This is a genomic window from Chryseobacterium sp. HR92, from assembly GCF_045689405.1.
Taxonomy (GTDB): Bacteria; Bacteroidota; Bacteroidia; order Flavobacteriales; family Weeksellaceae; genus Chryseobacterium; species Chryseobacterium viscerum_A.
In genome coordinates this window covers 380290-402316 of sequence record NZ_CP139139.1, presented here as the reverse complement: position 1 = coordinate 402316, position 22027 = coordinate 380290, and the positions used below count along the sequence as shown (strand labels likewise).

Below are 22027 nucleotides of genomic sequence, written 5' to 3'. Positions count from 1 at the left end.
AAAATAAAAAAACCACCTCTAATAGAGATGGTTAGTTTTATAAATCTTTGTTAATTTGCTGAAATTATTGAACTCCAAGTTCTTTCTTTACAGCTGGAGTAGCATCTGGTCCTGCTTTATAAAGGAATGCAGTTGAGTTAGCATCCATAATATAATCATATCCGTTAGCTTTAGCTACTTTTTCTACTGCATCGTTCAGTTTTTTCTCAACTGGTCCGAAAGCCAAATCCTGCTTAGCTTGTAGATCTTTTTGAGCTTTGTCCTGCATTTGCTGGATTTCTTCAGCTAATTTTTTCATTTCAGCTTCTCTTGCTGCGTTTTCGTCAGCTGTTTTTTTCGGAGCTTCTGTTTGATATTGCTGATATTTAGTTTGAGCTGCGTCAGCTTTTTTCTTAATCTCAGCTTGTTTAGTATCTAAGAATGTTTTAAGATCAGCATCTGCTTTCTTTTTCTCCGGCATAGCGTTAAGAACTCCCATTACATCTAAAGTAGCAATTTTTTGAGCTTTTGCCATACCTACAGATACAACCATCATTACTGCTGCAAATAATACACTTAATTTTTTCATAACTGGTAAATAAATAATTTAATTTGTTTTTAGATTTTAAAATATAGCAAAAGTTAATTTTTAAAACTTATTTTTTGCCTTTGCTATTTGTTTTTTCCTTCTTGTCTGTTCCTTTCAGCAAAACAGACAATACTTTCTCGGTGTAATCATATTTTGACTGAAGGAAAATAACACTAATGTTATTGCTTTTATCAAGAACTATGCCCAATCCATTTTTTTCGGACATTGTTTTGATGGCTCCCCATATCTGATCCTGAAAAGGCAAAACAAGGTTTGTTCTCAGTTTTGTGATCTCACCGTTAGCTCCAAAACGTAAGCTAGTAGTAGTTTTAATATTTTTATCAAGGTCTACAACTTCTTTTTCTCTCAATTTAAGCTGATCTCCTATCAATAATACTTTTTCACTTTCAAAAGCAGCTTTTTTTCTTTCATATTCAGATTGAAGACTTTGAAGTTCTGACTCCCAGGTATCGATCTGAGAATTCAGTCTTGCTTCAGCTTCTTTATACTGAGGTAATTTATTTAAAATTTCATTAGTATCCACTACTCCTATTTTCTGAGCATTGCTGAATCCAAAAAGCAATAGTAATGCGAACGTGAAAGTTATTTTAAAGTGCTTCATATCTGTAATTATAATGTTTGGTTCATCAAGAAGTGGTTTCTCCATCCTGACTTATCACCTGATAATGTCTTATCAAGACCAAGTGCAAAGTCAAATCCGATCAATCCAAATGCTCCCATATAAACTCTTACTCCTATACCTACTGATCTTTTCAACTGGAATGGGCTGTAAGAACTCCATGAGTTCCATACGTTACCTCCTTCAGCAAATGTCAATGCATAGATTTTTGCAGTCTGGCTCATTGAGATCGGGTATCTTAATTCTAAAGTAAATCTGTTATAGATTGTACCACCACCTGTCTGAGTAATATCATCTGCCTGACCTCCTTCTGTGCTGGCATTTTCATACCCTCTTAAAGGAATCAATTCTCTACCGTCATATCTACCTCCGAAAAGACCTGTACCTCCCATATAGAATCTTTCAAATGGCGGAGCTCCCAGTTTGCTGTTATATCCGTCCATGAATCCCATTTCTGCAGAAGATCTTAAGACAAGTTTTCCAATGATCTCATTGTATACATCTGCCTTGAATTTAATCTTATAGAATTCCATCCACTTATATTTGTCGATAGCTGACATTGTGGAGTAATCTTTCTTTTTGAACAATGAGTATGGAGGTGTCAGTTTTGCTGAAAGCTCAATATTGGATCCCATTGTAGGGAAGATTGGGTCGATACCTGCAGAGTTTCTGCTCAACCCTAAGTTCACACTGAAGTTATTAGCAGAACCATAACTCTCTGTAGTATTTCCAAACTGGAATGGATAGTTATTGAAGTCATACTTCTGGAACTGTAATCCTGTATAAAGCGAGAAATAATCATCCGGCCAGTTTAATAGTCTGTTTAAACCAGCTGAAGCGGAGAAAATGTTAAGCTTTTGAGCAGCTCCGTATTGATCCGTATATCTTACTCTGGAATTGTTCAAACTGACAGAAAGGGCTGTTGCTCTTGTACCAAATAACCAAGGTTCTGTAAATGATACACCGTAGTTTTGGAAGTACTGTCCTGCCTGCACCTGAATAGAGAACGTTTGTCCGTCTCCTTGAGGTACTGGTTTGAAGTCCTTAAACTTAAGGAAGTTCTTTAATGAGAAGTTATTAAAAGTTAATCCTAAAGTACCAATGAAGCTGTTACCACCGTAACCCGCCTGCAGTTGCACCTGAGAAGATCCTTTTTCTACAAGCTTCCAGTTAATATCAACGGTATTATCTACCTGATTTGGCTGGATATCCTGACCGATCTGCTGAGGGTCAAAGAATGACATCCCTGCTAAATCGAAATATGTTCTTTTAATTTCCGTTTTCTTGAATAGCTCTCCCGGTTTTGTTCTCAGTGCTCTAAGGATAACGTGGTCATGGGTTGTAGTGTTCCCCTGCCATGTCACTTTATTCCATGTAGCCTGTTCTCCTTCATTAATTCTAACTTCAAGGTTTACAGCGTCTCCTGATACTGATTTTTCAACAGGTGTAACATTAGAGAAAAGGTAACCGTTGTTCATGTAAACAGATTTGATATCTGAATCATCTTCTTTACCTCCGTCTTCTCCAACTTTTTTGTTGAATCCTACTGCATCGTAAATATCTCCTTTTTTATATCCTAATAATCTCTGTAAATATTCTGTAGCGTATACTGTATTCCCCGTGAACGTAACGTCCCCGATGTAATATTTTTTACCCTCATTAAGTTTTACATTGATTTCGTAGTTATTTCTTTTGTTTCTCCAAACTGAATCTGAAACGATTTTCGCATCTCTATATCCCAGGGAGTTATAATAACTGATAAGACCTTGCTTATCTTCCTGATATTTATCTTCAATGAATTTTGAGGATTTCAAAATACCACCAATACCGAAACGTTTTTGTTTTGTTTCTTTGAAAGCTTTGTTTCTAAGCTTTCTATCGGTTACATTTTCATTTCCTTCAAATTCAATATGATCAATCTTAATTCTTTTTCCCTTCTCTACATTAATAGTCCAGTCTACTAAAGCAGGGTCTCCTGCATTTACTTTATCCTGAATACTGATTTTGGCATCTGCAAAACCTTTTTTAATGTAATCTTTAGGAACATTTGTTTTAAGACTAGAAACTAAGTTTTGAGTAATCTTAGTTCCTGGTTTAAGGTTGTTATCCTTTGCCAGCTTTTCGCTCTTAGATTTACCAATTCCCTTTCCTGCGAATTTCACTTCTCCAAGTTCTTTCAGATCCTGCAGGTGAAATTTCAGAACGATTGTCTGTCCTTCAATGCTTTGAACATAAACTTCCACTTCAGAAAAAGATTGGGTATCCCAAAGTTTTTTAACAGCATTGCTGATTTTCTGCCCTGGAATGTCTACGCTTTCTCCTTTAGTAAGACCTGTAAATCTTAAGATCTGAGCTGGTGTATATTTTTTTACCCCATCTACAACGATGTCTTTCAGTGTATAAGTGCCTGCCTCATTTTCTGCGTGAACAGCATTATTTACTTTTGTGCTGTCTTGTGGAGTTACTTGTCCATAAAAATGCGCTGAAGCAGCAAACATAATGATGGGTAATAGTCTAAACTTCATTTTATCGAGTCTTTCTTTTCTTAAAATTTTATTGGCCTTTTACTTGTTCACCGGTTAAACCGTATCTTCTTTCTTTGTTTTGATAATCTACAATACATTGGAAGAAAATATCTTTGGTAAAATCCGGCCACAGAACATTTAAAAACTGTAGTTCTGCATAAGCGATCTGCCAAAGCAGGAAATTACTTATTCTTATTTCACCGCTGGTTCTGATCAGTAAATCTACAGGAGGAAAATCTTTTGTGTAAAGGTAGCTTTCAAATAAACTTTCGTTAATATTTTCTATCTCTACTTTTCCTTCTTTTACATCAGAACTTATATTTTTAACGGCTTCAAGTATTTCATTTTGTGAGCCATAGCTTATAGCCAATACAAGGTTTCCTTTTGTGTTTTCTTTTGTGAGTTCTACCACACGCTCTAACTGCTCTTTTACTAAAGGAGGCAGTTTTTCAAGGTTCCCTATCACATGCATTCTTAATCCTTTGCTGAAGATTTCCTCTGCCTCAAGCAGTAAGGTCTCTACCAACAGGTTCATAAGAGTATTCACTTCTTCAGTTGGACGGCTCCAATTTTCTGAAGAGAATGTATAAAGTGTTAGGTAAGGGATATTAATCTCATTACAGGCATTAATGGCATTTCTTACTGCATTAATGGCATTTTTGTGACCGAAAGTTCTTTCCTCGCCACGAGATTTTGCCCATCTTCCATTACCATCCATAATGATGGCTACGTGTTTTGGTAAATTCTCAGAATTTATTTTATCTTTAATCAACGACATATTATTCACAATAACATGGAGGTCTTCCGAACGAATACGTGAGTCCTAAACTGAAAGTATTCATCCAGTCGTTCGATCTTCCATCTCCAATATTTCTCTTTTTAATAAACTCTGCTTCTCTTTCCTTAGAAACTGCATAATAATTTCCTGACTGCAATAATGAACCTCCTGTTGATGGGTCCAAAATATCTGAATTAAAAGAAGTTTTTACATCTTTGTCAAGGATCTTACTGTGATCCAACTGATCCGTCAATGTATATCTGAATGTAGCTTCTGCAAATATAGCCCAAGAATGGTTGAATTTATACTTCAAGCCCACCCCAAAAGGAATATGCATCGTTACTTTTTTCCCTAATGAATACTCTGTTTTGGTAGTGAAATCCAATTCATTGATTGGAGCCTGCGCCACACCATCCGCATCTCTTCTGAAATCATTCACAAGATTTGCTTTAGGAGCATCAAACATCAAAGCACCAACACCTCCGAAGATATAAGGGCTCAGCATGCTGATCTGCTCATTATTTACCGGGAAAAAGTTATATTCAAACATTAAACTTGCCTCATACACGTTATTTTTTCCGTATGAGTTTCTATTTCTTCTATAATCTTCTTTCGCAGCTTTATCACTAAACTGAATCTGGTTGTATCCTAAATCCAATCTAACGGTCTGATGCGGGTTAAAATTAAATCTATATAACAAACCTCCATAAAATGGGATGCCCCAATCTGACACTCTGTTTAAATCCAACGGCTTCTGTAAAATATAATTTGTCCTTCCTACATCTCCCACTAGGTTACTCATACCTAGACGAACTCCCAATTCGTTTCTTTGTGCTTTAACACTTACCACTCCAAGGAAGGCAAGGAAGCTAAACAATAATTTTTTATTCATAAAAGAATATGGATTTATGGTTATTTTAAAATTTAATTTTTGCAAATATAAAACATTTTTATATTAATGATAATCTTAATGTTTAGTTAAAAATAAACAAAAAAACATAATTTGTTATAAAGTAAACGGCAAAGTGGCAAAAATATTCTTTTTTTCATAGAATGAAAATACATTAAATATGAAAAAACCCCCATTAAATGAGGGTTTAATGCTTTATTTTTTATTAAATAATACCTGTACTTTATTTCTGATCCTTATCAACAATGGCTCTTTATAATTTTTATCCTCATCAAAATATCCGTAACCATAGCCATATCCGTAGCCATAACCGTAACCGTAGCCTTGTTTTGTATTATAATCATTATAAACAAGCCCCAAGTTATCTATCTCATCATTATGATATTTATCCGTAATCATTTTCAGCATGTACTTTTCTGTGTATTCATGACGCACAACATAAATATTGGCATCAGAATGCTTCATCAGCTCATATGAATCTGCCACTAATCCTACCGGTGGTGAATCTATAATAATGAAATCATATTTTTCTTTCAGTTCTTCTATAAATTTGATATTTCTCTGGCTCATTAAAAGCTCAGAAGGGTTTGGCGGTATAGGACCAGAAGTGGCAACATCCAGATTTGGGATTTTTGTTTTGTTGACAATCTGATCAATTCCTACTTCCCCTGTCAGATAATTTGAAATACCATATTTATTATCAATCTTGAAGTCTCCGAAGATTTTTGGTTTTCTAAGGTCCATTCCCAATAAGATTGTTTTTTTATCACCCAATCCAATTACAGATGCCAGATTAATGGAAATATAGGTCTTCCCTTCTCCTCCGATGGATGATGTGATTAATATGACTTTACCTTTCTGATCTTCATTATCCATCAAAAATCTCATATTAGCCCTTATCCCTCTGAAAGCTTCTGATACGGACGATTTTGGCTGCTCCAGAACAGTAAGCATATTTTCATTGTTGTTATTTCCGATAACTCCAAGAAGCGGAATTTTTGTAGCGCTTAAAAGTTCTTTGATATTTCTGATCTTGTTGTCAAACACTTCACCAATCAGGATAAATAATAATGGAAGCAGCAACATTCCTGAAATAATAGCTGTTTTTGCCAGTTTAACATTAGGTCCAATTGGTCTTTGTCCTAAATTTTTAGCCGGGTCAATGACTGTTATATCGGATTGATTGGTAGCCATTCTCATCTTCGTATCACTCTGTCTTCCCAAAAGGCTGTTATAAGTAGCTTCAATCATATTATAACCTCTTTCTGCATCCAGATATCTTCTTTCTTTTTCAGGATAAGTTGCTAAATCAGAATTGGCGCCAGCCATTTCACGATCTATTTTATTGATTTCTTCATAATATCTGTTATAATAGTTTCTCAAACTATTGGATGACCCCATTCTTGCTTCATCAATAAGCCTGTTGATTTCTCTCATAGGCTCTGATGACGGTTTATAAATAGTAGCCATTTCTGCTTTTTTGGTATATAAAGCTCTAAGTTCAGAAACCGTTGCTGTGAAAACACCATCTTCAAAACCAGCTGCATTTGTTCCGATCATTTTATCAAAATTCTGAGACTGAAGGGTGTTCTTGATATTGTTCAGAGAATTGATTTTGCTTATGATATCTGCTTTTTTAGCTTCAAGTTCTTTTATTTTTTCAAGAGATTTTTCATCTCTGTCTTTAATGTTATAAAGTTTTTCAGAAGTCTTTAAATAATTAAGCACATTTGCGCTTGAATCAAGTTTTTTGCGGATGTTTGTAAGGTTGTCTTTTAAGAAAATATCTGTATTCTTATTAACGATATTTTTATCTGCAAGTCTCTTTTTCTGTAGTTCTGCAACGGATTTGTTCAGAAAGTTAACTGTACTATTAAGGTTGTAGCCTTTTTTAGTAATGATCATAATAGACCTGATTTCTTTATCAAAGTCTACGCCTGTGGTGGAAACAATTTCATCTACACTCTGGTTTACAGAGTTTAAATTAATAATAATATTGTCCAGCTTAATTTTGGTAGCAACAGGATTTTGAAGCAGTCTGAATCTCAGGTTAGGAGAAGTATACCACTCATTAATTTTGATGGTTTTATCTGCCGGTCTGCTATAACGGTTAATATCCTGGAACCCTTCTACTTCATAGTTATATAAACTTGTAGACTCTCCTTCTTCAGGCAAAATCACCTGATAAGTACCATTTCCTTTCGGTATCAGCGTAATAGGATAATTGATCTGCTGAAGATGACTTTTATCAATCTGAAGAAAAACCGGTGAATCATCTTTGTCCAGATAAGTAGATTTTATAAGCCCTTTGGTAGAATAGTTCACAAAAAGATCTAATTCTTTCACCAAAAATTCATTGTGAGATCTGGATAGAAGCATTTTCTTCAAATAAAGCCCATCCTGATTTCCAGTATCTCCCCAAATGAAGTTGATAGATTGGTTAGACTGTGTTGGCAAAAATTCTGAACCTTTACTGGAAGTACTTAATGATAAGTCTGATGCATAAATATTTTGTGCATAATATTTACTGTATACCCACGCCATGGCATATCCAATGATAAACATCAATACAAACCAGTACCAGTTTTTAAGAATCCTTCTTAAAAAGTGTTCTAGATCAAATAACGCAAATGTCCCGGATTTATCTTTCTGAGAATTATTCTTCTCTGCAGTGTTTACTCTTTCTGGAATCATGGCTAAAGATTTTTAAGGAGTAAATAAATAGATAATGCAGTAGTAATTACAGAAACTCCTGTAGTTAAAGTCTGGATAGGGTCTTTTCCGAATCCATTTAAGCTTTTCGCTCTTGTATTCAGATAGATTTCATCTCCATTCTGCACATAATAATACGGAGAGTTCATAAGGTCTTCACGGGTAAGATCTATTTTGGCAATTTTGATTCCTTCCGGAAGTTTTCTGTGGATAACGACTTCTCTTTTATCAATAGTTCTGTTCAACCCACCATTAATAGCCAGTGCCTCAGTAATGGTAAGAGTATTTTTGTGGACTACTTTCTCGCCAGAAAGTCCTGTAGTTTCCACGTCACCAAGAATATAATAGGTAATACCGTCTGTATTCAGTCTTACTTCAGATTTACCTTCCTGGAAATTTTCATTTACTTTATCCTGAATTTCTTTTGTAATATCGTCTAAAGTTCTCCCTTCAGCTTTTACATATCCAATCCCGAACACATTGATATCACCATTGGAATCAACCTTCAGTCCGTTAAAATAAAAATTCATATTTCCGCCTCTGCCTCCTCCGGCATTAGCGCTAACCACACCTCCTATACTACCACCTCCTGATATTGCAGAACTAGTTACCCCTCCGCCGGCAACTCCGCCTGAAGTATTGTAAGAGGAATAAAACTGTGCTGCATCACCTTTGGGAGTGGTCACAATATTAAGATTAAGGATGTCATTTTTGGTAATCCTGTACACGGGAATATTGTACGGGATAAGACCTTCTTCGTTAATGACAAGGCTTTCGCTTGGCTGCAAGTACCTCACATCCTTTGTTGTGATACATGAGGTAACTAAAAAAGGGAATATTAAAAATAAATATTTAAAATTCTTCATCATATTTGAATATTGTTTACAAAAGTAATATTTAATTGTTAATTTTTGTTATTTCTTAATCGATATAGCAAATCTGGCAGATAAGCTCCGAAAAAGCCCAGTGAAATAATCACCAATAATAACAGATTGACATCAATATGTCTTAAATAATAAGCAACTCCCACAATCATCAAGTAGTAAAGAATGATATAAAAAGTGGATCTTCTGTGGGTAAGATTTAGCTTCAACAGCTTATGGTGAATGTGGTTTTTATCAGCGTCAAAGGGTGATTTCTTATTGTAAAGCCTTATAAATATTACATTTAAAGTATCTACAATCGGAAGAATCAGGATTGCTACAGCTACTACAGGAGCAGACTGAAGGTGATACCTTGGTACATCTACAAGGTTTTTATCAATAAAAATATCTATGAAACAAATGGAGGTAAAAGCCAGTAAAAAGCCAAGCAGCATGGACCCGGTATCTCCCATAAATATTTTATGGGTACGATAGTTGGACAGGTTATAATACAGGAAAGCCAATACAGTCCCAATAATAACAACAGACAATACTACCAGGGGATAATTATATTCTCCCAACCGGTAATAGCTTATTCCAAATAAAGCACTGCAGATTACAGAATAACCGCCCGCCAACCCGTCAATCCCATCGATCAGGTTGAAAGCATTGATCAGAATAATAAAGGTAATAATACTGAATATTACACTTACAAAATACTCCAGTTCATAGACTCCAAATATTCCAAATAGGCTTCTTATTCTAATATCTGAACCAATAACCACCAGTGAAGACACTACAATTTGTGCAACAAGTTTCTTATAAGCTCTCATCACAACAATATCATCCATTACCCCTACATAAAGCAGGATAATCAATGAAGCAAATAAAAATTTGTAGAGGTCAAACAGCTCATAGGCAAAAATAGAAGCACAGATTCCAATTGAATAGAAAATGGCAATTCCTCCAAGGTTAGGAATTTCTCTAAGATGCGAACTTCTTATCCCAGGCTCATCCATCAGGTTCTTCCTTCTTGAGATCTTGACGATAGTAGGAATAGAGAAAAAGGTAATTAAAAAAGCGAATACGAAACCAAGTCCTATTTTTACATAGAAAATAGGTATTCCCGATCCGCTTAAGAACAATTCAAAATTTTTCATTCTTTCTTATTCAGCACTTGCATCTCTCAATAAAAACTCATAATGTAGAACTTATAAAGAACTTCATCATCACTTTTCTATTGCTCGAAACAATAGCACGTACATTTGTGTTTATTAAATCAACTTTCTTATCAATCTTTTCTGTCCTCCAAAAAACAACAGATAAAAAATTTTTTTCTTCAAAGGCAAAGATAAAAGATAATTCTTACCAAAACGACTATACTTCAATATATCTTGAATTTTTATTTGTCTTTCCTTCATAAAAAGAACCAACTGATCAGACATACTATAAAATATTTCTTCTTTTTTCACAAAGGCCAGATAGGCCAGAAATGAGTAAACCCCTTCAAAAATCTGGAAGTTTTTTAACTCCTCTTTTTTATGAGAATATTGAGATTCATTAAATATGTTTTCCACATCAGCTACTGCTTTCAGCATATCAAGCCCTTTTTCCGTATGGGTTTTCGTAATAGAATCAGTACGTTCAAGATACTGATAATGGAAATTTTGGGTCTGAGCAATGGTATCACATTCCAGTAAAAGTTGTGGGATCAACTGAATATCTTCAAAATGAACTCCTTTTTTAAATCTTCTTTGATGAAAAAGTTCTTTTTTGAACAGCTTATTGCATGCAAAATAACTGATATCCGAGAACACTGAAAAATTATTTTCAAGGACTATTTTCTCGGGCATGTTGGGAAGCTGAGTCAGTTTTTGGGAAACCTTCCCGGTTTCGTCAACTTTCTGAATATTGCAGATCACCATTTTTGCCTGATGTTTTTCTGCTAAAAGAAGCATTTCTTCAAACATTGTTTCGGAAACATAGTCATCACTGTCTACAAAACCTATATAATCTCCGGCAGCCCTGTCAAGCCCAAAATTACGGGCATCACTTAAACCTCCGTTTTCTTTGGTAAAAGCTTTTATTTTTTCCGGATATCTTTGTGCATACCCTTCAATGATTTTTTCAGAATTATCTTTACTCCCATCATTTATTACGAGAATCTCAATATTAGAAAGACTCTGGTTTACAAGGGAATCAAGGCATTTTGTCAGATAATTTTCGACATTATAAACAGGAACAATAATGGATATTTTTGAGGGAACATTTGTCATACATTAAATTTTCGTCAGTCTTGCATTCAGCCATCCTTTTTTGGCTTCATCAAAATCCTTTCTAGAACACGGAATGCAATTGTCTATATTTTCATCATCACCAAAATACCACAAATTACTGAAAGTATCACGCTTGAATGCATATTGTCTGTCATCTATCAAAACATAGAACAGCTCATAATGTCTTTCCTTTGGGTGGGAATGCTGGATATTGATTCCTTCGATCAGATACCATAACATTTGTGCTAAAAGCTGGTGGTTCAACTGGTTTTCTGAATAAATATTATAATTAAAAATTCCTACAGATTTCAGATTTTCACTCAATCCGATTTCTTTCATGTAGGCACAAATCTCTCTTCTGTTTAATCCATTTACCTGTGGATTCATGGAAAAAGGTTCGCTGAAACTTTCCACAGCATCACAATTTACGGTCACCAGATCTGCTTTTCTGAAGAAAGGTTCTGTTTTTTCTGTAGAATTCATCATTTCAGCAAGGCGGATAATATCAAACTCAACTTCTTTGATTAATCTCACTGAATCCATTTCATTCAAATGCTTCTGGTAACCTAAATGATGGTAATTTTTAATAGAGAAATTCTTGGCTCCGAAAATTTTACCCAAGAAAGTATGTTCATTGATTGTTTCACCCTGTTGAAGTGAGATAATATTACTGATCTGCGTATAATTGATATTTTTCTGATGAAAATTCAAAGCAGAAAATAATGAGAAAGCAAAATCATTGGATCCGCCCACAATTACCGGAATTGCTCTTTTGTAATGACATGCCGACAGGACTTCCTGCAAAATATAATGGGTATCCTGAACAGACTTCCCAGACACCAGGTCTCCAAGATCCACAACCGGAATTTCAAAATCCATCTGAGAAAGTTTATAAAACTCGTTCCTCACCGCTGTAAAATCCTGTACTTCTGCATCTCCGTCCACTCCTCTGTAATCCGACACAAACAAAAGAACAATACTGTCTTCTTTGATATCTTTTGTAATCCGATTTCCTATCTGCCAGCTTTCTGTTTTGAAATTTCTTGGTGAAATGATAAAGTCTTCGAAATCCATATTTTAATTTGAAATGTAATAATTGATTAATTGCTTGATGTAACAAACATACAAAAAACATAGGAACTGAGTAAAGCGTGGATAATTTTGTTCATAAAAAAACCATCAATAATCGTAAACGGTTTTACCCAGCACCTTGTCAAAGTTTAAAACCTTGATAAGGGAGCTCAGGTTTTATTTCAATTTTTATATTTTTAGAAGCTTTATAAAACAAATCCGTCTCACATAGTATATGAGACGGATATTTTATTCTAATTTGTGCACTAGCTCATTAGCACTTTCCAAATGACTGACTGATAATTGTTATTCCAGCAATAATAATGTTAACTCTGATTCCTGTTGGAATTCCCCAGGTAGTACAGATAGATAAACAAGCCTGACCAGCCGTTCCATTAGGAATACTTAATGGGATACTGAAACAGTATTTTCCAAAACCTAAAGGTAAGTTGATACAAACTTTATTGTTCTCAACAGTAATTGATATACACTCTGCTGTTACAAGAAGATAACCTGCGCTGGCGTTGGCAAGGCTTAAATCCGCATCTGCCCCTGATGAACGACGATTTGCCTGACTGTCTTCGTGTGATCTTTTTGCCGCTTCTAATGCGTGCGAGATAGCTTCTTTGCTAAAATTAAATTCTGACATGATTTTATAGTTTTGTTTTTTCTTACTCGTTTGGCTTTTCAGAATCCGCCTCGTTTTTAAAGTGGTTTCTGAACTCCACTGTCTGTAATATTACGATGTAAATCTATAGAATTAAAATACTGAATATCACAGTCTTAGTACTGAATTTTCCATTTGCGTATTTATACTTAGAGCTAAGTAACAAGCGTGTGTAAAGATTAATTCTCTACTTTGAGATATTTATTTAATAATTATCATTCTTTAATTTTTATATTTTTTGAAATGATTCTCAATGAAAAAGCACAAGTTAAAAACTCATGCTATCACTTAATACCAGACTTAATAAAAGCAAAAAAGCACAGAACAAAATCTGTGCTTACTTATCTTATTAAATTAAAGACTATTTATTTCTTAGCTGCAGGTTTCTTAGCCGCAGGCTTTTTTGCTGTTGTAGTTGTCTTCTTAGCAGTGGCTGCTTTTTTAGCTGCTGGTTTTTTCTTTTCTGCAAAAGCTTTAGGATCCTGATCTGTGATCCATTTTTTAACCTCATCTAAAGAAAGCTCTTTCAACTCATCTGCTTCGTATTTTGTATCGTCAGCTTTCTTCGGGATTTTAAACATTGCTTTTCCGAATTTGATGAAAGGTCCCCATCTTCCGTTTTCAATGGAAATTTTTTCTTTTTCCCACTGCTGGATATATCGGTTGGCTTCTTTTTCAAGTTTCGCATCAATCAGTTCATTGATATCGCTTTGAGAAAGATTTTCAAAGTCATATTTCTTTGGGACATTTACGAAAATAGCTTTGTATTTAATAAATGGTCCGAATCTTCCTGTTCCTTTCGTTACCGGTTCCCCTTTATAAGTAGCAATTGGAGCATCCGCAATTTTCTTTTCATTGATAATTTCTTCTGCACGTTTCTGATCTACAGAAAGAGGGTCTTCTCCTTTCGGAATGCTGATATAGGTTTCTCCCCATTTCACATAAGGTCCAAATCTACCAACACCTACAGAAACTGGCTGTCCGTCAACTTCACTTAAATCGAAAGGCAGTTTGAATAGTTCTAATGCCTCTTCAAAAGTAATGGTTGCAATATTTTGTCCTGTCATTAATGAAGCAAAAACCGGTTTCTCTTCATCATCAGTTTCTCCAATCTGGATCATTGCCCCAAATCTTCCGATTCTTGCATGAACATTTTTACCCGTCTTCGGATCTACCCCTAATAGCCTGTCTCCGGTTGCACGGTCTGCATTTTCTTCTACGTCTTCAATTCTTGGGTGGAATTTTGAGTAGAAATTCGTCATCATTTCCTTCCATTTCTGGTCACCACTTGCAATTTCGTCAAAACTTTCTTCTACTCTTGCTGTGAAGCCATAATCAAGGATCTCTCTGAAGTTATCCGTCAGGAAATCATTTACCACTTCACCTATATCTGTAGGAATAAATTTATTTTTATCACCTCCGAATTTCTCTTCAAGAACTACTTTTTTGATCTTATCTTTGGCTAAAGACATTTTGATCACTTCACGCGTATGCGGCTCAATTTCTCTCTTATCCACATATTCTCTATTCTGAATCGTCTGAATCGTTGGAGCATAAGTAGAAGGTCTACCAATCCCTAATTCTTCAAGTTTTCTCACCAATCCTGCTTCGGTATATCTTGCACTTGGTCTTGTGAATTTTTCAGTAGCGATAATGGTTTTATAGTTCAATACCTCTCCTACACTTACTTTAGGCAGCAATTTATCATTGTTCTCCTCATCTTCATCTTCTGTCTTCACAATACCGTAAGCTTTCAGGAAACCGTCAAAAATGATCACCTCTCCCTGCGCTTCAAAATGGTGGGGTAATGATGCATTCCCGATTTCGATCACAGTCTTTTCAATTTTGGCATTGGCCATCTGAGAAGCCAGTGTTCTTCTGTATATGAGTTGGTATAACTTATTCAGTTGTGTATCTCCTATACTTTTCACTCCAAAATCCGTAGGACGGATCGCTTCGTGAGCTTCCTGTGCTGAAGCAGATTTTGTAGTATAATTTCTTGGAGAAGAATATTCTGCTCCGTATTCTGATGTAATTTGTTTTTTAGCTCCTTCAATTGCTTCCTGAGAAAGGTTTACGGAGTCTGTTCTCATATAGGTAATGTACCCTTCTTCATACAGTCTTTGTGCCAGACGCATGGTGTTGGTTACATTATATCCAAGTCTTGAGGAAGCTTCCTGCTGTAGTGTAGAAGTTGTAAATGGAGCTGAAGCGGAACGTGTACCCGGCTTGGTTTCAACATTCAGAACTTTAAATTCTGTAGTTTTTGCCTGCTCAAGAAATTTTTCTGCATCTTCTTCTTTTTCAAAGTCTTTTTTCAGTTTAGCAGCTATTTCCTGCTCTGTTTTATTTAAAAAGATTCCGTCAAGTTTAAAACTTGCTTTTGGTGTAAACTCACGAATCTCTTTTTCTCTTTCAACAATTAATCGTACTGCTACAGACTGTACTCTTCCTGCAGATAATCCCGGCTTTACTTTCTTCCATAAAACAGGTGACATTTCAAAACCTACAATTCTGTCCAGCACTCTTCTTGCCTGCTGGGCATTCACTAAGTTCTGATCTATATCTCTCGGATTGTCGATTGCTTTTAGAATGGCATTTTTAGTAATCTCGTGGAAAACAATTCTTTTTCTGTTTTCAGGCTTCAATTTCAACTCATCCGCCAGGTGCCATGCAATAGCCTCCCCTTCGCGGTCCTCATCGGAAGCGAGCCATACCATATCTGCTTTCTTTACTGCAGCCTTTAATTCGGTTACCAATTTCTTCTTGTCTGCGGAAACTTCGTAATCGGGACTGAATGTAGTAAGGTCTATCCCCATTCCTTTTTTAGGTAGGTCCCGGATATGTCCAAAACTGGATTTCACTTCAAAATCCTTTCCTAAATATTTCTGAATAGTTTTTGCTTTTGCCGGGGACTCTACGATTACTAAATTTTTCGACATTCTAACTAAAAATTTTTGCAAAAGTAAAGCTTTTTTATTATATACTTTTTGTAAAACGGGTTTAATTTAACAATCCAGATGGTTTATACCCCTTTTCAGCACCCATTTTTTAAAGATTCAAGTCCTTTGTAGTGTAGGTTTTAGAGCGTTATATAGTTATCAACATTTCATGATATAGAATTTTTCATCAACCGTCATAGACGTAAAAGATATGTTAAGATGTAAAAAAGCAGAACAAGACACATCATTCTGCTTTTTAAATCCTCATTTTCAGAATTTATCGTTTGATAATTTTCACAACCGCTTCCGAATTATTTATTCTTATCAAATACACTCCTGCACTCAAAGATGACAGATCTGTCTGATTAATTATAAACTGGCCGGACTTCACCATTTGTCCCAAAGCATTAAAAATCTGGAAATGATATTCTTTATTCTCCGAAGCCCTGATATACAAAATATTGTAAACCGGACTTGGATATAAAGTAATCTTGTTCTCTGACATTTTAAATTCTGCATTCGCAGTACTCAATGTCGGACTATTGGCAATTATTGTTATTCCGGAAGCAGGTCCTTCTTCATTACCGTTTGTATCATATTCTATTTTTACACATCGGCATCCCGCACCAAAATACGGATCGTTATTATCATGAAAAACCATAATCCTGTTGCTGGTAGAAGCAGCATCAAAAAGCACATTAACCGGTCTTCCCAAATAATTTGAATTCAAAGCTGCCGTCCACACAGCCGGATATTGAAAATTGAGAACATTGAAGGTTCCCTGTGCTGTCTGATTCGCAATCACGCTTCTGAAACCTCTTGACCCGGAATCAGGATAATTTCCTAAAGAATATACAGAATTATTAAAGATATATCCTACTGTAGCATTGGTAGAATTTCTCACCCTGGTTCCTAAGTAATCAGTGGCAATATTATATGATGTAGCTACATTTTTATCTTTTTTATACCAGGGAGTCTGCCCGAAATCACTTCCTGAAACCAAAGCGACATTCATCAGATCTGGAATTCGCCATCCTTCCGGACAAGGATCGAAAGGAGATTTCTTGCCCCCTCTTCCCCATCTGTCAGGAGCCAGATTGGGTTCTGTTGCCAGCCAGTCAGTTCCGTTGGTATAGTTGGGTGTTGCACTATTATAAGGAGCAAACGTACTTGGAATCATATATACCAAAGGGTTTTTAACCGAATAAGACAGTATCTTGGAAACCCGATCTACCGGCTTATCTGTGCTCTGCACATTAGCTGCTGCAGCGTAGGTATTGTAAGGAACTATATAACTACCGGAAAGATTATTATAATCAGCCGAAGTAAGCACAGTATAGGAAACAGTTCCATTGGCTGCAGCAGTTCCTAAAGAAATATTGTAGAAACTTCTGTTGTCTGCATTTTGGAATGCAGGAATAGGATCTTTTCTTCCCCATTGATAGTGCAATCCTGTAGAAGCGCGTATTTTCAGAAGCTCATCGGCAGTGGGCGCAAGAGGATTTGCAACATTAGGAAAAGCATCTGTTGCCCCAAGATTACGATCCATGAAAGTTGTCTGGAATATCACATCCGCTTTGTTTACATAATTCACATAATTTGTCACTGCCGCAGGAGGCTCTGTAGTATAGGTATAAGACTGTATAGGAGAATCTGTAACCCAGATGTGCCAACTCCAATATACCGGAGCTGATATACTGCCGTTATGTAAGGTTATTACAGCATTTCCACTCTGGTCAGGAGCTATTTCTACAGCTATCTTTGAATTAGCAATACCCTGTAATGAAGAAGGTGACGGATTTACTATTGAAATTTTACTGATAAGACCGGTATTCGTAGTCCAGAGAACATTTCCTTTTAAATTATTAAAATTGGAAGGATTTAATATCTCTGCATTATTCAACAATTGACTTTGTACTGAAAATGCCTTATTTACCGGAATTTCAATGACAGCAGCTGTTCCGCTTTTAACCATCTGGTAGGTATTCGGATTATCTATCCCTTCTTTATATTCTGTGGCTGCAGGCAGATATTCTGTAGGAAAATCATAATCATTGACAAGATATAAAGGATCTTTTATACATCGGCATCCATTGGCGTCTGAAGTATACATTACTGACATAGGAAAGTAATAATAACGTCCTTTGATATTGGGATAATTAGCATCCGGGATATCAGGCTGTGTCTTATCCGGAATCATAGAAAGTCCTCTAACGGTAACTGCCGGAGAAGCATCGAACTGCCGTGCCATAGTAGCTGTCCACAATGCAATATGATGCTGATCACTATATTGTCCCAAATGGGCTGCCCTGATAAGCTGCCCGTTTCCCGGGAAGACTCCCATATTGTATCCTCCAACTGCAGAAAGATCAAAACCAAGATTAGGATACACTTTAAATCCTGCCATAAATACGGGAAGTCCTGCATTAGTAGGTTTTATAATATGATAATTATTGGTTTCAAAAACATTTTTCGCCATATTGGTTTTTACACCGAAAGGAGAAAAGTCTATTCTGATATCGTCCACATAGGATCCGGAGGCAAGATTCGCTACCAGCATAGAAGGTATACGCCATCCGTTGGGACAAGGATCATAAGAAGATTTATCCCTATAAGGCTTTGCTTTGTCATCGGTATTATAAACAGCTTCTATTTTCCCCTGTGCATTATCAGACCAAAGGTTAAGCTCTGAAAGCCTGTTAGTAGGTAAAGTTGTAGATTTTCCAAACCAATTAACAGGCAGATTGATATTATTGTTGTAATAAGCCTGACCGGAATTATCCTCTTTATTGACATAGATAAGACTCAAGGGATTTTTTACAGAAAGCCTTAAGTTATTGGTAACTTCTGCACCGGAGAGTAAAACGAATTTCCTAAGATCATCAATACTTACAGCATTGGTCATATTTTTCGCGGCTCTATGTCTGACTCTTCCTATGGATCCTGAAGCTTCATAGAAATCATTTCCTCTGGTAACCAATGGCGGAATTGGATCTTTTCGTCCCCACTGGTAAAGAAGCCCCATACTTTTGTTCCAGTCTGACGCGGTGATAGAGCTTGTAAGTGCTCCCAAATTCCTGTCCATCCATTTCCAGTCTGTATCCGGAATCACTTCAGTGGTACCATCAGACTTCATCCTTTTAACGTTATTGAAACTTCGATAAACACTCCCATTTGTAGGGTCATCTGTAACCCAGATATGCCAGCTCCAATAGATTTCTCCATTCACCTTAAAAGCCACCACTGCATTACCTTTTTTTGTTTTGTTGATGGGGACTTTGATTTTAGCATCCTGCCCCGTCCCTATTATTTCGAGAGCATAATTTACCCCTGATTTTATCAGACCATGAACATCTTCCCACAGTACGTCTGCAGTCACTGTTCCTACCGGAATCCCATTTCCGTTGAGATAACCGCCTCCTTCCCACATCGCATATGCTTTCTTTACCGGGACCAGCAAACCTTCACTATTCTGACTGGGATCAAAGATGTAACTGTTTGGTGCTTTTTTCCAATCCGGGAGCAACAGTTTTGCCCATTCACCCACCGGCCTGGTGAGTGAGTCTATATGACGAGTAATCAATACATCATGCTCAACTGAGGGAAGATGTCCTCTGACATTACCTTTAGAACAAATTCCCAACGATATCAGGCAGATAGCTGCCGCTAATTTTCCAACTAACCTTTTCATATCTTATGGATTTGAGTGTCATTACCGAAATACAATTTTTAAGCCCTCATCAACAAAAATAGATTTATTTTATAAATAAAAATAAGATATTTATATTATGTTATTAATAATATAATCAAAACCCTTATCAGCAATACAAATCCAAACAACATTTTTGCATAAAAAAAGACAGCTAAAAAGCTGCCTTCATATTTTTCACCTCCAAAATACTATGGAAGAATATGGTTTTTGTAACGTTCTATTGAGAATCGTCCCGCCTTGATATTATTAAAGAGTGAGAAAACAACAAAGTTGAAGACGACAAGTGAAATGATAAACGCATAAATCATGTTCTTGGTTCTCGCAGAAACAACATACATGGCATTTGGAATAATAATATACGAGAACCCAATGAAAGCTCCTGCAAGTCTCGAGGAGAAAATAGGGTTATTTCTAAAGATAAAGTACAGGCAAATACCGATGACAGCATAGTTTCTATGATATTCATAATAAGGGTAAAGCTCTTTCATCTTAGTATCAAAAACAAAAAGAAAGAAGGTCAAAATCGCCATCATCACCTCCGGAATCCCGATACCACCATTCAATCGCTGTACCGTTTCATCCATATATCCGTTGAAACCTTCTACAAGCGTACTATTCGAGGCCATTCCATCCAGGAAGCCTCCAAAACTCCTGTATATTTCAAACGGAGAGAGAAAGACCGAGCCTATAATCATAATCAGCATTACCGTTTTGTTCAGGGGAACACGGGCCAGCCAGTACATTGGCAGGAATAAATAACAGACACTGTGTATACCTGATCCTATAAATATGAAAAATAAGTAATGCCAGAATTTCCGTTCTTTGATGTATCGTATCGCAAAGTAAACGATAAAGGTTCCCAGATTTTGTCTGATCTGCCCACTTTCTCCGATAAAAAAGTTGGGAATAAACATAAAAAGGGTGAAGGTAAACGGATAAAATGTATTGTCTTCTGTATATTCTACTTTAAAGATCATCGCGAAAATAGCAATGACCAGCGTCAGCATATAAAAAGGGGCGTTAAAAAAATTGAGAAGTATTTTATTAATCAATGTATACAGCCACTCTACATCCAGGTTTTCAGATCCTTCCATGTGGAGCATCTTCATAAAGATACTGTAATAGCTTTTGGTATCAGAATAAATATAAATTCCTTTGTAACTTCCGTAGTCAGGACCTACCTCATTTCTAAGCCCGGCAATAAGAATAAAATAAACAGCAAGGAACCAGAACCATTTTTTATCAACCTTTTTTCCATACACTTCCTGAATACTGAAGAACAGCATATAGACGATGGCAATAATATAATATGGATGTAGTAAACTCATGCTAAATCTCTGATGTTTTTTTAAACTGATGATATGCCGTGATAATTCCGGTCAGAATTAAGGGCAGAAAAAGCCTCACCTCCCAAAAAAGGCCTACTAATGTGATCATGATAAGGTAAGGGATTGAAAAGAAAAAATATTTTCCAAAAACGTTTTTGTTTTCTTCGTCAGTACAAAGCCTGTATATAAAGTAAATCACAATGATGGCAAAAATCAATCCTGCAAGATTGAAAGGACTGGAAAAGTTCCTGTTGATATAAAAGCCTTCTACAAACGTAGTTTCATCCTGAACAAGCACAGCTCTTAGTCCCAGATAAGGAACAAGAAAGGCAATAACCAGAGGTATTATTTTCAAGATTATCTGATAATTTCCTTTTTTCAATTCAGCAATATTGAAAAATACCGCGGCAAAGAAAGCAATATTCAGACAGGCTGTTTCTCTTACCAATGTAGAGATTGCGATAAGCCCAATGAGGATAAAAAAGAAGATATTTTTCCTGGTATCCAGAAATTTCAGTGTTAAAAACACACCTGTCAGATAGCAGAAAAGGGCAATAGTATCACAGTTTGTTGGTGCATACTGAGTTATTACGATAAAAAAAACAGATAAAAGGTGGATAATTCTTCTCGCATTAAGGTTTAGCAGAAGTCCTGTGGATTTCAGTTTAAATACAGCATTTAAGATCAGGGAGCATCCAATGAAAAACACACTATTCATCAGGAAAAGCCCATGGTAGAACGGCGTTCCGTTTTTGGACAAAAAATCTTTAAAGAAAGAAAAGGGACCATTGATCAGATCATACATTAAATCTGTCATCTGCACACTCAGGTAATTGGGAATCACTCTGTAGGCGTATACCGAGGAAAATAAAAAGTCAGGCGTTGTTTCTGATGTTTTCAGTCTTGTATAGGAAGATTCAAATCCATAATAAGACATGGCAAACAACAGAAGCGGAAGTACTATTACAAATAGAAATCCGTTTATTTTTTCATCATTTCTTTTCAACATATCTAAAACAGATTCTTATTTTTTAA

General features: G+C 35.9%; 15 protein-coding genes. All 15 read right to left on the bottom strand.

Going from position 1 to position 22027, the window contains the following annotated elements; all coding sequences use genetic code 11:
• Positions 1 to 64 precede the first annotated feature (64 nt).
• The gene (locus SFA27_RS01815) at positions 65 to 568 is read right to left on the bottom strand and encodes an OmpH family outer membrane protein (RefSeq protein ID WP_047377419.1); all 504 of its coding nucleotides are present in this window, start codon (positions 566 to 568) and stop codon (positions 65 to 67) included.
• Between the two features lie 67 nt (positions 569 to 635).
• The gene (locus SFA27_RS01810; RefSeq protein WP_047377451.1) at positions 636 to 1190 is read right to left on the bottom strand and encodes an OmpH family outer membrane protein; all 555 of its coding nucleotides are present in this window, start codon (positions 1188 to 1190) and stop codon (positions 636 to 638) included.
• Between the two features lie 8 nt (positions 1191 to 1198).
• Positions 1199 to 3733 carry an outer membrane protein assembly factor gene (locus tag SFA27_RS01805; RefSeq protein WP_047377418.1) on the bottom strand — a complete coding sequence of 845 codons (2535 nt, stop codon included), beginning with the start codon at positions 3731 to 3733 and terminating at the stop codon, positions 1199 to 1201.
• 28 nt (positions 3734 to 3761) lie between these two features.
• Complete coding sequence (locus SFA27_RS01800) at positions 3762 to 4511, bottom strand: isoprenyl transferase (protein ID WP_047377417.1); 750 nt, start codon at positions 4509 to 4511, stop codon at positions 3762 to 3764.
• A 1-nt stretch (position 4512) separates the two neighbouring features.
• Positions 4513 to 5403 carry a DUF6089 family protein gene (locus tag SFA27_RS01795; protein ID WP_407295783.1) on the bottom strand — a complete coding sequence of 297 codons (891 nt, stop codon included), beginning with the start codon at positions 5401 to 5403 and terminating at the stop codon, positions 4513 to 4515.
• Between the two features lie 213 nt (positions 5404 to 5616).
• A complete protein-coding gene (locus SFA27_RS01790; protein WP_407295780.1) occupies positions 5617 to 8115 on the bottom strand; it encodes a polysaccharide biosynthesis tyrosine autokinase in 2499 nt (832 codons plus the stop codon).
• Between the two features lie 2 nt (positions 8116 to 8117).
• Positions 8118 to 8999, bottom strand: coding sequence for a polysaccharide biosynthesis/export family protein (locus tag SFA27_RS01785; RefSeq protein WP_047377414.1), 882 nt, complete (start codon positions 8997 to 8999; stop codon positions 8118 to 8120).
• Positions 9000 to 9037: 38 nt separating this feature from the next.
• Complete coding sequence (locus SFA27_RS01780) at positions 9038 to 10156, bottom strand: glycosyltransferase family 4 protein (protein WP_047377413.1); 1119 nt, start codon at positions 10154 to 10156, stop codon at positions 9038 to 9040.
• Positions 10157 to 10270: 114 nt separating this feature from the next.
• Positions 10271 to 11272, bottom strand: a complete 1002-nt coding sequence (locus tag SFA27_RS01775) for a glycosyltransferase family 2 protein (RefSeq protein WP_407295777.1) — start codon at positions 11270 to 11272, stop codon at positions 10271 to 10273.
• A gap of 3 nt (positions 11273 to 11275) precedes the next feature.
• A complete protein-coding gene (locus tag SFA27_RS01770) occupies positions 11276 to 12346 on the bottom strand; it encodes a formimidoylglutamase (RefSeq protein WP_407295774.1) in 1071 nt (356 codons plus the stop codon).
• Between the two features lie 271 nt (positions 12347 to 12617).
• Positions 12618 to 12992: a hypothetical protein gene (locus SFA27_RS01765; protein ID WP_047377411.1), complete on the bottom strand. Its 375-nt coding sequence runs from the start codon at positions 12990 to 12992 to the stop codon at positions 12618 to 12620.
• A gap of 383 nt (positions 12993 to 13375) precedes the next feature.
• Positions 13376 to 15952, bottom strand: a complete 2577-nt coding sequence (topA, locus tag SFA27_RS01760) for a type I DNA topoisomerase (RefSeq protein WP_407295771.1) — start codon at positions 15950 to 15952, stop codon at positions 13376 to 13378.
• A gap of 277 nt (positions 15953 to 16229) precedes the next feature.
• Positions 16230 to 19643: a T9SS type A sorting domain-containing protein gene (locus tag SFA27_RS01755; RefSeq protein ID WP_407295769.1), complete on the bottom strand. Its 3414-nt coding sequence runs from the start codon at positions 19641 to 19643 to the stop codon at positions 16230 to 16232.
• A 209-nt stretch (positions 19644 to 19852) separates the two neighbouring features.
• Entirely contained in the window at positions 19853 to 20992 is a 1140-nt protein-coding gene (locus tag SFA27_RS01750; protein WP_264519213.1) for an EpsG family protein, read from the bottom strand.
• Between the two features lies 1 nt (position 20993).
• Positions 20994 to 22001, bottom strand: coding sequence for a hypothetical protein (locus SFA27_RS01745; protein ID WP_407295766.1), 1008 nt, complete (start codon positions 21999 to 22001; stop codon positions 20994 to 20996).
• Positions 22002 to 22027 lie beyond the last annotated feature (26 nt).